6 protein-coding genes are annotated in these 13,864 nt (G+C 54.7%); 5 read left to right on the forward strand and 1 reads right to left on the reverse strand.

Translation table 11 applies throughout. From position 1 onward, the window contains the following. Positions 1-71: 71 nt before the first annotated feature. Positions 72-1,715 carry a signal recognition particle-docking protein FtsY gene (ftsY, locus tag CMUST_RS09615; RefSeq protein ID WP_083987511.1) on the reverse strand — a complete coding sequence of 548 codons (1,644 nt, stop codon included), beginning with the start codon at positions 1,713-1,715 and terminating at the stop codon, positions 72-74. Positions 1,716-2,060: 345 nt separating this feature from the next. Here ftsY and CMUST_RS09620 point away from each other — a divergent pair, with 345 nt between their 5' ends. The 5 genes from CMUST_RS09620 (at position 2,061) to CMUST_RS09640 (ending at position 13,863) form a co-directional block, all read left to right on the forward strand. Beyond that, complete coding sequence (locus CMUST_RS09620; protein WP_047262331.1) at positions 2,061-4,541, forward strand: DUF7824 domain-containing protein; 2,481 nt, start codon at positions 2,061-2,063, stop codon at positions 4,539-4,541. Positions 4,542-4,702: 161 nt separating this feature from the next. Then, positions 4,703-5,623 (forward strand): ATP-binding protein, encoded by a 921-nt coding sequence (locus CMUST_RS09625; protein ID WP_052844631.1) that lies wholly within the window; start codon positions 4,703-4,705, stop codon positions 5,621-5,623. A gap of 139 nt (positions 5,624-5,762) precedes the next feature. Beyond that, positions 5,763-8,171 carry a hypothetical protein gene (locus tag CMUST_RS09630; RefSeq protein ID WP_047262333.1) on the forward strand — a complete coding sequence of 803 codons (2,409 nt, stop codon included), beginning with the start codon at positions 5,763-5,765 and terminating at the stop codon, positions 8,169-8,171. Positions 8,172-8,190: 19 nt separating this feature from the next. Next, positions 8,191-10,599: a DUF7824 domain-containing protein gene (locus CMUST_RS09635; RefSeq protein WP_047262334.1), complete on the forward strand. Its 2,409-nt coding sequence runs from the start codon at positions 8,191-8,193 to the stop codon at positions 10,597-10,599. A 42-nt stretch (positions 10,600-10,641) separates the two neighbouring features. Continuing rightward, a complete protein-coding gene (locus tag CMUST_RS09640; RefSeq protein ID WP_047262335.1) occupies positions 10,642-13,863 on the forward strand; it encodes a DUF7824 domain-containing protein in 3,222 nt (1,073 codons plus the stop codon). Position 13,864 lies beyond the last annotated feature (1 nt).

Consider the following 13,864-nt stretch of genomic DNA (forward strand, 5'->3'; position numbering starts at 1 on the left):
GACCGTAAACTCCCACTGGTTCGTCGACAAGCAACCATCGACACCCCACCCCGAGGCGATGAGCTTTTCTTTTAACCCAAGAGCGCGTCGACGAACCCTTCGACCTCAAACGGTGCCATATCGTCAGCGCCCTCGCCCAGACCGACAAGTTTCACCGGCACACCCAAGTCTTCCTGGACTTGGAAAACGATCCCGCCTTTAGCCGTGCCATCCAGCTTCGTGAGCACCACACCGGTAATTTGCACAACCTCGCCGAAAACCCGGGCTTGGTTCAAACCATTCTGACCGGTAGTCGCGTCGATAACAAGCAGCACTTCGTCCACCTCAGCCCGCTTTTCCACCACACGCTTTACCTTGCCAAGCTGATCCATCAAGTTCGCCGAATTATGCAGCCGGCCAGCCGTGTCAATCACCACGACATCGGCGCTGGTCTCAATGCCCTTCGATACCGCATCGAAAGCCACGGATGCTGGGTCAGCACCTTCTGCACCACGAACGGTGGTTGCGCCCACGCGACGCCCCCACGCCTCCAACTGATCCGCTGCCGCCGCACGGAACGTATCAGCCGCACCTAACAGCACCTTATGCCCCATCGACACCAAAACCCGAGCAAGTTTACCGGTAGTAGTAGTTTTACCGGTTCCGTTAACCCCAACCATAAGCACCACGGCGGGCTTGCCTTCATACGGAATCGCCTTAATCGAACGATCCATCTCTGGTTTACACGCCGTAATCAGGCATTCCCGCAGCATGGCGCGCGCTTCCGCCTCGCTTGAGACACCACGGGTGGCGATCATGTCGCGCAATTCCTCGACCACATTCATCGTGATCTTGACGCCCAGGTCAGCTTGGATCAATTGCGCTTCGATATCCTCCCACGCATCTTCGTCCAAGTCACCCGCCGACAACATCCCCAATACGGATTTGCCAAACACATTTTGCGAACGAGCCAACCGACCACGCAACCGGCCAATCCGGCCCGCAGCCGGGTCGATGTCTTCCGCTGGTTTCGCTTCCACAGCTGGGGTTTCGACGGCTGGTGCTTCAGCTTTAGGAGCCTGCGCTAAGGCTTCCTCAGCAGCATCGATCGCTTGAGTAGCTGCGGCCGCAGCAGCCTCAGCCTCCGTATCCTCCGCGCTTGGGGAAACAGCGTCGTCCTCAGACGTCGTCTCACCCGTCGGTTCGTCTGATTCTTCAGTTTCCTCAATTTCGTGGAATTCATCGAGCGCCGCGAAGTTTTCCTCACCCGGCTCTTCCGAATCCGCTGGCTCTTCCAGCTTTTCAGTCGAACTTGCTTCCTTGGCAGAATCCTCAGAAATGTTCTCTTCGGCTTGCTTGTCGACGCCCTCCGTCGCAACGGGTTCCGGTTGCGCGGTTACGTCAACCTCCGGCACCTGCGCTAACTCCTCTTCCACCAATAGCGCCTCATGTTCAAGTTGCGGAACAACCGGTGCCTGTTCCCCCGCTAACTCTTGACCAGGCAACACTTGCGCTTGCTTCTCGTCTTTTTTAGCAGTAGCGAAATTAAAACCACCCTGAGCTTGGTAATTACCTGATTTCTCTTGTTGCGTCAGCTCTTTTGGTTGCGCTTGATCCGCTTCTGTCTTATCAAAGCTAATGGTCTTAGCCTTTTTCCGGTTGAGACCCACCAGCACCAAAATGGCGATGAGCACAACGATGGCAAGAACAATAATGAGGATTGTCGTATTGGTCATGGTTCCATCTTGGCAAACTTCCGCCGCTTTAACATCTTCACTGCGAAGATAGGGCTAACAATTAGCTAATAATTTATAAAAACGCAGCACGCCTGCCGTCATCAACCACGGGATACAGCAGGAAAAACCAGCATGTCTGTTTAGGTAATGGATTTCCTTGTGCTCCTACGATCTGCTTTACATCGACGAAAAAAGATTGCCGATCACATAAGCTCGTACTAATTTTTAGAACAAATGTTCTGAGATTTTTGTATAACTATGTTGCATGGCGTTGCTAGGATTAGCTCGAAAATATTAGGTCAAAGCTTTAACAAATGGACTAGCCAACCAAAGGACAACACCACCATGTCTACTACGCAAGAATTGCAGGCCGCCGTCGCGGTTTTCCGCGAGTTGGGCTGGAACGACGTCACGAGGCAGAACTTGATGGCGCTGCCCACTGGCACGAGTGAGCAGCGTGCGATTGCGGTTGCTGGTTTGAAATCGGGTACGTGGGAAACCTTTGATGAGAAGCTGCGTCGCCAGCGTAACCACGCCGGGGTGAACTTGCAGAAATTGGCGTTGTTTGCGATCCGCATGGGTGTGCCAGCGCCGCGGGCGTTATCGTTGCTGAATCGGTATGTGCGTAGTTATCCCACCCCGATACGATTCCCTCTTATTACTGGGCGGGGTGAAAAATTCGCCACACAGTTCATTAAGGCGGTCTATGGCACCCGCGTGCCCCGACCGGACGACTTCTATGTCAATTTCGACCACTACTCCACGTGCATTCGGCTCGTTGCTGGTAACGGCGGTTTTTCTGTGCCGGTACCGTCAGTCGCGGGCTATATTCAGGATTGGTCCACGTTTATTGTTTCGCTTCTTCCTGAACACGTGGATCCTACTGAAACCGCTTGGATGTCCAAGCCGTGGCACATGGATGAGGACATTAGTTTTCATACGTTTGCGCCTACTTTCCGTGAGCATGTGGATAAGGGCATTGCCGCGAACCTTTCCGTTCTTGGCAGCTTCGGTAAAGTCTTGGCTGCTGGGGCTATTATGGGACTTCTTCCCCGCGAAGAGGTGATCACAGTGTTTATGCAACAGATAGAATCCCCACAGCGACCAGCGCAGCGGCGTCGTATGGTGGAGTATCTTGTCACTGATCTCGCCGTCACGGACGCGGAAATGCTTGCCCACCTCGACGTGTTCAGCGCGGCTTTGGCTACCAGCGCCCCTGTTTATTGCGCCGCTTTCGGCCCAAAAATCATAGCGCTTGCCCCTGAGCCTAAGCTTGTCGACGCCGCCACCGGCCCCCTGTACCTGACCACCGCCACCGGCCAGCGCGAAGCTCTTAAAGCCCTGTTGGATAAACCGGTACCTACAGCGGACACGATCGCTACGCTTGAGCCTCGAATCCGAGAGCTTGCCCAATCCCGGAATACCGCGGTGGCCAAGCTTGCTGTGAAGCTCCTCAAGCTCTGGAATCTCGACCCCCAAGTTTCACAGGATGTCGCTGAGGTTCTCCCGTGGCACCCAGCCCCGCCGCTGTGGGACTGCCCGAAGTTTGATAAAGGCCCTGCTACGTTGGATGCTTTCGTCGATGCGGAGCGCCAACTCACCCCGTTGCGGGTCGATATTCATTCCGAAAAACGTGATGCGTTGCTGGTGGCACTCGCCAACGAAGATGTGGCGGTGGCGCGGCGGGCGTCGTCGACAAGCAAGTGCGTTGAGTTTCAGCGTTGGGCACGCGGGGAAGAAATACTACAGGGTAAGGGGCGGCGGCTCGGGCTGCTGCAGGCGCGCGCCGTGGCGATTGCGGATCGGTTAGGCAGTATTCCTGTGCTTTTATCCGAACCCACCTATGAGGATCTTTCGATCGATTTTGCAGACCTCATGCACCGTCTTTCCCACTATCAGGCGGCTGGCGTTGAGGTGATGGAACCGGATTTTCAGTTGGCGCTGTTTCGCCTCAACCTTGATACCGCTGACCCCGAAGCCGCGTTGGACTGTAATGTTCCCGTTCGTGTGCTACGCACCCATGTTTTAGACGAGACGGCTGGGGAAATCATTGCTGCCTATATCCGCGACCCCCTCCCCGAGCCACCGCTTGTTGAGACTAATTTTCGGCATTGGGCGGTCGATTGCGAAACTTTCGCACCCGATCAACCGGTGTACCCGGAATCGATTGCACATCTGCCGAATCGGCTTATCCGCACATACACTTCAGAAAATGGCATTCCTGTTGGGGTGTTTCCCCGCTGGACTGTCGCACCTACACCCCACATCACCCGCTCCTGCATTGGGAAAAGCAAATATGCGGCTGAAGAGGTTGCGTGCGATGTGACTCAGCTTGCTAGGTCTAGACAACCACTTGGGGCGGGGTTTGTAATGAATCTCCTTGCACTTCAGCAACCCGGCCCGCTGCCTGTGCATGAGAAAACAGCGGCCGCGCTTTTCGACGCCTGGGACCGTGGCCTGCTCATCCCCGGGATTGCGGATGCGACCTTGGTGGAATGGGCGGTTACTCCGACGAAGCTTGTAGGCCTTGGAAAGACTCTTGAGCAGTTAGCCCATGAGGGTTTGTTATCACTGGTGTGGCCGGTTCTTGACCCGTTGCTCAAGTGGACAATTCAGGCACCGAAACCGCCTGCGGGCACATCAGATATTGCGGAGGCGATTCTTGCACTCGCACCTTCTGTTATTCATGCTGTTGAAAGTGGTGACGCTGACGCGGATCAGCTGAAGCTTCCCGGCGTGCACCACTATGCGAACCTACCGAAATCCAATAAGACCACTAAGGCCGCACAGAAAATTCTCGCCCTCACCCCGCCAGAACTTCTGTGACCTGCAAGTTTTTGCCCACAACGCGACGAAATCCATGCAAGCCATCATCATTATCGTTACGCAACGATTGAAACGATAGGCGCTATCGTTGCAAAACGATTGGAACGATAAGGCTTTTCGTTGCAGAGAGATCGAAATAATAACGAGGATTGAACCGCATCATGTATCAACGAGGAAAAGCTTCCGAAACAGTCATAGATTATGAGCTTTTGCCTGCTTCAGACCAGGAGCTCAAATTCTCAGTCTTGGAAGAGGAATTTGTGGAAAAGCATTCAATCAAAGAACTCTCCCCCGACATTTTGAAAACGCTGCAATTACTGTCACCTGACGGTGTATATAACAAAGCAGCTGAATTGCTTGCCGATACCAACGATTTTCTTGGTATCGACATGGCACGATTCGGATCAACCATTAACGAAATTCACGGACGGTACGATCTCACTGGAGTTTCTGTTTTGAAACAATTCCATGAAGCGCTCAGCATATTCACCCAAAACTACGTTTACGAAAAAATTGAAGGTGCTACTAGGGAAACTGTAGAAACAATTCCCAAGGAAGCTTTTCGCGAATCAATAACAAACGCTCTCGTCCACCGCGCGTGGGATGTGAGGGCGCCGATCAAGGTGAGCATGCACCCTGACAAAATAGTTGTGACGTCTCCTGGTAGGTTGCCTCCCGGAATTTCCCCTCACGATTATGCCAATGGTCATTTTTCTCTCTTACGAAATCCAATTCTGGGGATGGTCTTTTTTCGACTTGGATATATTGAGAAATTTGGAACAGGAATCGCCAGGATAAAGCATCTTTATCAAGCAAGTGTTGTCCAACCCGCCTTTGACATTTACGATTCCTCGATCACAATCACACTCCCCATCCTTTCGGACGAGCACTCCCTTAACCAACACCATGTCAAGGTATTGGCTGCCCTCGACAATGCAACACCTCGATCCCGTTCTGAGATTGCAACTGTGGCAGCAGTGAGTCGTGCCATCACGATACGTGCGCTCAATGAGCTCATAGAGTTGGGGAGCGTGAAAAAAGTAGGTAGCGGCCCACAAACCAAGTACATGAGAAATAACTAAAAATTTCTTGCATATTGTTTGAAAAACCGTCGCCGTCAAGCGCTCATCATCTTTAATGGGCTGAGACACGAAATCATCCTCCTCAAAAGTCTTGCTTAACCAAGTCACTCCGCCAACAAAAGCAACAAACTTCTTTTCAATGAACCTCAATCCCCACCTGCACGAAGCCGTAGCCGTATTTAAAGAACTCGGCTGGTACAAAGCCGAACTCAGCGATGCACCCACCCTGCCGTTGGGCACCCCGGAGCAGCAGAAGATCGCACGCACAGGATTAGCTACCGGGGATTGGGGCGAAGATGTATTGGTAGAGGGTGAGGGTTGGCGCTGGATTTCGGCAGTGGACGTGAATACCAAGATGCTGGGGCTGTTCGCCACACGTCTGGGTGTTAACGCCCGTCGGGCGCTGGAGGTTCTTCCTGGGGACGCTGAAGAAGAGGTCAAAGAAGCCATTGCGGTTATTGCGCAGCGCGGTGAAGCTTTCGCCGCAGATTTCGTCTGCGCTGCCACTCTCACAGATAGCCCTGGTTGGGGTGGTTTCTACGACTTTCACCGAATTGCAGTTCATGTTGCGCTGCGCATGGATTTAGTTTTTCCACGAAACAAGACATTCTTTACTTTTTGGGCTCAGATAGTCCTCGGTTCTTTCCGCGCTTTAAAAGTATGGGAGCCACAGCACGTGTGGCATGCGTGGTTTGATGCGGAGGAACATGCCGCCCCCGCACAGCTTTTACAGCCAACGTTTATCGCATGTGTGCAGGAAGCGGCTCGTTATCCCTCGATGGCTCTGTGTCTCGCCATTGTTGGCGCGTACCACCACGGCTGGATGGATCGCCACAACACTGTTTCCTATGCCCTGTCTTGTATTGCGGGGGCACACACACTGTGGGAAAGGGGAAGGTTGGCACGGCTGTTGTTCTTAGAACTTGGCTTGAGCGTTGATGATCTCCTCCCCCACCTCAATAAGGTAGAAGAGCTGATTGCCACCGGTGATCCCGCCATGGTTTCTCGTTTCGCATTATCGCTGATGCCTCATGTTACTGGCCAGAATTTCGTCGATATTGTGCTGCCCGCACTTAATTGCCGCACAGCGAAAACCACCGTCGCTGTTCTCAACCGACTCATCACGCTGCCCGCCCCTGACCAGGACATCATTAGCATCTTAATACCCCACATCGAAAAGCTTCTTTCCACTGGCCACCACACAACAATCAAAAAGGCCACCAAGCTGCTCAAACACTGGAACCAACCTGTCCCCGAAGCCCAACAGTGTCAGCGCAGCTACGCTTGGATCAACCCACCGCAACTCTGGGAGCTACCCCGATTTGAGCGCGGCACTGCCAGCGTCGAAAAGCTCACACACGCGGTGCAAACGTTGGAAAAACGCGAGCTCATCAACCGCCTGAGCGCTTTCGACCTCGAATTAGAACGCTTCCTTACGTTAGCCAACGATCTTGCCCGCACCGACCCTGCTGCCGCGAAAGCGGTGCTTGGTAAAACTCCCATTTTTAACCGCATCTGCCAGATCTGGGCGCTGGGTTCGAACCCTCACCTGCGGATCACCACCAACTACTTGGCAGAGCTCATTGAGCGGCGAGTTTCTGAACTGTTTGCGGCACTCAGCGAACTGCCGTGCCTTCTATCGGAGCCGTCCTTTGTGGACCTTTCGATCACCGCCTGCGACTTTATCGCACGCCTGCAAAAATACCGCGACACTGGAACTCCCGTACTAGAAAACGACCTGCTCTTCGCCCTCACACGGTTGAACCCCGACACTTTCACCGAAGCCGCTATCACGCAAATTGAGCAATTAGATGTTGCGCTCAGACATGTGGAAAGAATCCCCGCTGAATACACCGTTGCGCAGGTGGTGAAGGAATACCTGACTGTTGATATTTCTTCCGACCCCAATTGGGGCGAAAATTTTAGTTACTGGACGTCTTACATTGCAGACCTTGCGAAAGACTTCCGCGAACCCGATGAAGGCCAAAACCCAGAGTTGTGGCAATTGCAGTTTCGTTTAATATGTGAGCACCCAGTCACTGATCTTACTGTTGACCTACATCAGATGGCTCACCACGGGAAACCACTCACGCCGCACGGCGCCATGCTCGTGTTCGACTGCCAGCGCCCAAGCTTGGGTGGTACTGCCGAAACCCGCGCCCTACTGAACACAATATGGCAGCGCGGGCTTCTTCACCCTGGAGTCGCCGACCCCGACTCTCTTTCGTACAGCTACAGTTTTGAACGCCTAAAAGAGCTTGCTGTTGTGCTTGACGACGCCGCCCACGACGGCATGTTATCGGTAGTGTGGCCGCTACTTGACGCCCTCATCGGATTCTCCCTCAACCAAGACCAACTCCTGCCAGGAACCACACAGATCGTCAACCTCATCGAACGCCTCGCGCCCACAGTGAAAAAGACTGTTGCCGACAAAACAGCACCCCACAACTCCTTTGAATTACCAAACCTCCGTACGCTCGCGAAACGCCCGGAAAAAGATAAGGCAATCACCGCCGCCAGGAACGCACTGAAAACCCTTGGCCTGTGAAAGAGAAACCTCTACAACAATGAAACTTAACCCTCATCTAGACGAAGCCATAGCCATTTTTAAAAAACTCGGCTGGGACAAAGCCGAGCTCAGCGAAGCCCCCACCCTCCCGTTGGGCACCACCGAGCAGCAGAAGATCGCACTGAAGGGGTTGCGCACCGGGGATTGGGGCGAAACTGGACAAATAGACGACAATACTTGGGGCTGGATTTCCGCCGTTGATGTTGATGAAGACATGCTGGGGTTCTTCGCCGTTCGCATGGGGGTGAACGCCAAACGTGCTATCCAAATCCTCCCCATGTCACACAACAGTATTAAGGTGGCGGTGATCCAAACACGGGGTAAGGAGTTTGCCGAAGAGTTTGTGAGCGAGGTGTTTTCCAGTAAGCGTGACCGCGCCGAAGCTATGAAAGAGGCCGCTGTGGGGGTGGTGTTGAATATTGGAATTAAGCCGCCCGCTTCCGAGGATTTCTACAGGTTTTGGGCATGGTGTCTGGACAAGTCGATCCGTAACTTAGACGATGCTTTTTCGCTGAATCTTTTTGAATCCACGCTCGATACCTATTTGCACAAAGCTCTGGATACAGGCTACGCGGGTCTGATCACGCTCATTGTCAAGCTGTTTGAGGTGGAGTGGATCGACCGTGGCACGGCTGTGAAATCCGCGGTGCGTTACATAACGGGCGGAGTTTCCAAAGAGCAAACACAAGTCCTTTTCGACGGATTGAAAGTCACCGACGAAGAACTTCTCTCCTACTTCGACGTGTTTTGCGGGCAAGTCGCCACCGGAAACGTGTCGATGATCGAGCAATTTGCTTTGCGGCTAATCCCTATTGTTAACGATTCCCAACTAACGGAAGTCGCACTCCCAGCACTTTATGCCACAACGAAGAAAGCCACCCTCGCAGTTCTCAAAGCCTTAAAAGCGCGTCCCAAGCCTGATCCCGAGGTTCAAGAACTCCTCCTGCCACGCCTAGAAGAACTCGCCCACAGCCGCGACGCTGCAACCGCAAAACTGGCCACCGCACTCATCGGTAATTGGGGTGTTGCGGCCACCGAACCCTCACTAGGCTCCCCCACCTGCACGTGGGAGGACGCACCGAAACTCTGGGAGCTACCCCGATTTGAACGCGGCGCTGCCAGCGTCGACACGCTCAGTCACGCTGCGCAGAAGCTTGTTGCCCAGAAGCGCGAAGAACATCAGCGCCTAGCAGACGTTGATGTCGAGCGGTTTTTCGCGCTCGCCAACGAACTGGCACGCACCGACGTTGATGCTGCTCGGCGTGCGTTGAAGGGAACAACCAGGATCATTGATGGTGTGTTTGCGCAGTGGGCGGAAAATCCCAGTGCGGTGAGGTATTTGACTAATTCGCAGCGGCGGACGATTATCCCAGCGAGGTGTGATCAGCTTGTTTCGCGGTTGGGTGAAATCCCGTGTTTGCTTTCTGAACCTTCCTTCGTGGATTTGTCGATCACCGCCGATGACCTCGTCGAACGCCTGAAAGCATATGAAGATACAGGTGCTGCGGCGCTGGAGGCGGACCTACAGCTCGCCTTAGCGCGGCTCAACCTCGACACCATCACCCCCGATACCAGCATTCAGCTTGACGTGTTGGATGTGCCCCTTGAGCTGGCAAGTGGCTCGTTGTTCCGCCGCAGCGCGACACAGATTGCGAAGGATTACCTGACTGATCCGCTCAGGGAGCCGTCGTTGAAATGTGTGTCGGGCACGGTTGAATTACAGCCCCACCCCACCCCGAATTCTTTGGCGGGGTTGCCGCGCCGTTTTTGGTTGGGCAGGCCGGATCCCACAAACTCGTTGAAGGCGTGGGATTCCACCCACTATTTTTGTGTGTTTCCGCACTTCGGCGACGCCGCGTTCCTTGATCTTGCATGGTCGACGTTCGTTTCCCCTGAGGATTTGCCAGGTATTGTGCAGGCGGCTCGCCACGGAAAACCACTCCCACCAGCGGCAGTCATCAACTTCTTCGGCACACAGCGCCCCATCAAAAACGCTGGCGGCGAGTTCGCCACCGCACTTGCACAGGCGTGGCAGCGCGGCCTGATCAGGCCAGGTGTTGCCGACGTTGCATTCCTGGATTGGGCTAAAAAGCTTGGACACCTCAAAGCTCTTGCTTTAGGGCTTGACGACGCCGCCCACGCTGGCATGCTATCGGTAGTGTGGCCGATCCTCGATGATCTCATCGGCGCCTCATTGCAGGAACCCAGTTTGGTGGCAGGAACCGCAGAGGTGGCACTCGTGATGGAAGCTCTTGCCCCTAGTATCGCCGCAGCCATTGCAGCTGGTCGCGCACCACAAGAGGCAACTAGTGTTCCCCACTTGCGGGCACTTGCGGCGCGCACGGCTAAGAACAAAGCGATCACTGCGGCGAAAAGCGCCATCGGAGTTCTGCCCGCCAGTACTTAAAAATCTCCTACTCCCAAAATCACACTAAATAAGGACAAAACCATGAAACTCAACCCCCACTTGCAGGAAGCCGTCGCGATTTTTAAAGAACTCGGCTGGGATAAGGCCGAGATCGGCGAAGCCCCCACCCTACCGTTGGGCACCCCGGAACAGCAGAAGATTGCACTGAAAGGGTTACGCACCGGGGATTGGGGAAAAAGCGGGCAGATAGATGAAAATAGTTGGGGCTGGACTCCTGCTGTTGACGTTAACACTATTATGTTGGGGTATTTCACCACCCGCCTAGGGGTGAGCGTCAAACGCGCAGTTCAGGTCCTCACCATGTATGATGACAGGACTACCGCTGCGGTAATCCAAGCATGTGGCCAAGACTTCGCCGAAGAGTTCATCGCTGAAGTGTTTTCAAAGAATAGCCTCGCCAACGAGCGCATGAGAGGCCCCGCTCTCGAAGTGGTGTTGACCATGGGGCTTGAGTATCCCGCACACGAGAACTTCTACAACGAGTGGGCATCTATCCTCCTTGCTTCCTTCGAAAATGGGTATAGGGCGTTGCCGTTGGAACTGTTTCAGCCGACATTTACTGAGATTTTCCACAAAGCACAAGACAGCACTTTCCCTGCCTTTGGCAAGATAGCGCGAGAAACACTGAAGGTGGGCTGGATTGACCGCGAAACCGCGATCACAACCACCATCACCAGCATCGGGAAGGCAAGTTCGCCAGGTACCCGCAAAGAGGAAACCGAGGTACTTTTCCACGACCTCAACGCCAGACCGGAAGAAATCCTCCCCTTCTTCGACCTCATTACCGGGGTGGTTGCTACCGCCGAAGCCCCCATGGTGGAACAATTCGCCCTCCGACTCATCCCCCTCGTGGAAGACACACAACTTGCCGATATCGCACTTCCCGCCCTCTACGCGAAAACCAAAAAAGCCACCCTCGCTGTTGTGAAAGCCCTGCGTGCGCGGCCGAAGATCACCGCTGATACCCGCGAAGTCCTTGCACCCCGCATTGAGGAATTGAGCACGTCACGCGACGCCACCACCGCGAAGCTTGCCTCAAACATTCTCACCGAGTGGGGTGCCACCGTCACACAACCAACCGCAGCCCCAACCAGTAGATGGGAGGACACACCGAAACTCTGGGAGCTGCCCCGATTTGAACGCGGCGCTGCCAGCGTCGACACGCTCAGCCAGGTAGCCCACAAACTGACCGCCGAAAAACGCGAAAACCATCATGATGTTTCGGACGTTGACATGGAACGCTTCTTCGCACTCGCCAACGAATTGGCACGCACCGACATCGAGGCTGCGCAGCGGGCGTTGAAGGGGACGAAAGGTATCGCCTATGGTGCGTTCGCCAAGTGGGCGGAAAACCCCACCATGAAACGCTGCTATCTGCCGCTATCCACGAACGAGATTTTCCCCGCGCGGCTGCGGCAGTTTATACCGAAACTCGGGAAAATCCCATGTTTGCTCTCAGAGCCCTCCTTCGTGGATTTGTCGATCACCGCTGACGACCTCGTCGAACGCCTGAAAGCATATGAAGATGCGGGTGCTGCGGCGCTGGAGGCAGACCTGCAGCTCGCCTTGGCGCGACTCAACCCGGAGACCATCACACCCGATACGAGTGCCCAGCTTGACGCGTTGGATGTGCCCCTTGCACTGGAGAACGGCACACTTTTTGCCCGCAGCGCCACACGAATCGCGAAAGATTATCTCAGCGACCCGGTGAAGGAACCGACCCGGAAACGCTTGGCAGGCAAGGTTGTGATGAAACCCCACCCCCTCCCCGAATCTTTGGCGGGACTGCCGAAGCGCCTAAGGCTCAATAACTCTGACTACACGCACTACTTCTGTGTGTTCCCGCACTTCGGCGACTCTGGCTTCCGAAGCCTCGCGTGGTCGAAGTTCATTGATCCTGAGCTGCGGCCAGCAATCTTGCAGGCGGCTCGCCACGGAAAACCACTCCCACCAGCGGCGGTCATCAACTTTTTTGGTTTGCAGCGCCCCATCGAGAATGCTGGCGGCGAGTTCGCCACCGCGCTTGCCGACGCGTGGCAGCGCGGCCTGATCAGGCCAGGGGTTGCCGATGTTGCATTCCTCGACTGGCGCGACAAACTCATGTTTATCAAGGCGTTTGCCACCGCGCTTGACGACGCTGCTCACTCAGGCATGCTATCGGTCGTGTGGCCCATCCTTGACGATCTCATCGGGGCATGCATGCAAGGCCCCAGTTTGGTGGCAGGAACAGCCGAGGTGGCGCTCGTCATGGAAACGCATGCCCCTGCTGTTGCGGCTGCAATCGCGGAAGGCCGCGCCCCAGAAGATGCTGGCCTAGTGCCCAACCTGCGCCAACTTGTGGCGAGTAAGGGTAAAAACAAGGCGATCGCCGCGGCGAAGAATGCTGTGGCGCTGCTTCCCAGCACTCAAGGTGGGGAGGTGTCCGCGCCTGAACCTGCGGAAGTACCGGTTTTGTCCGATGCTGAGTTTGAAAAACGCTGGAAGCATGCGGGAACGAACCCTGCCGCCCCTGTCGGTGATGATGTTGAGATTTCTTTTGCCTGGCGCGACGCAGGCACAAAGCCTAAGCGTATGACCGCCACCATTCGCATCCCTGCGTTAGGGCAGACTGTGCGTGTAGATAAGGACCATGGGTGGTTTTATGACGTTGTCCATGAACAACAATGTGAAGTGTTCATCGAGGATGGCTCAGAGAAATACTTACGGTGGGATAGGCGCGAAAACCAGCTTATTTTAGGTCCTGACCGCGAGGGGAGGGTCGCTGGCCCCGTACCTAGTTTCCTGCTCGCCATTCTTCTGGCCTATACCTGCGACGGGAAACACCACCAGTCAGCACGATACGACTTGAAAGAGTTCGTTACGGCCATGCGGTTAAGCCCTGACGTGGTTGCTGAATCCATGCGGGATGTGCTTTCCTTTGCGGATTTCAGCCCAGTGCCAACCGTCAACCTCATGGAAAAGAAACCTCAGATGGTCCAATTCTTGTGGCCAGCTTTGACAGAAAGTCTGAAACACGCCGCACAGCTTATTGAGCAGGAGGTTTATCCACGTTGGCTCAACAAAGTACTCGATGTGGTGAAGATCCACGCACCCGTTCTGATTGCTGCTACTGATCGTGGGCATATTCCCGCCACGGAGTGGGCTTGTTTACAGCAACTTCGCAGCATGAAGAAGAAATGCGCCGCGAAAACCAAGGCAGAAGAACTCGCACGCATATTCCCCGCCACCGCGCCCACACACTGAT

Source organism: Corynebacterium mustelae (genome assembly GCF_001020985.1).
Taxonomy (GTDB): domain Bacteria; phylum Actinomycetota; class Actinomycetes; order Mycobacteriales; family Mycobacteriaceae; genus Corynebacterium; species Corynebacterium mustelae.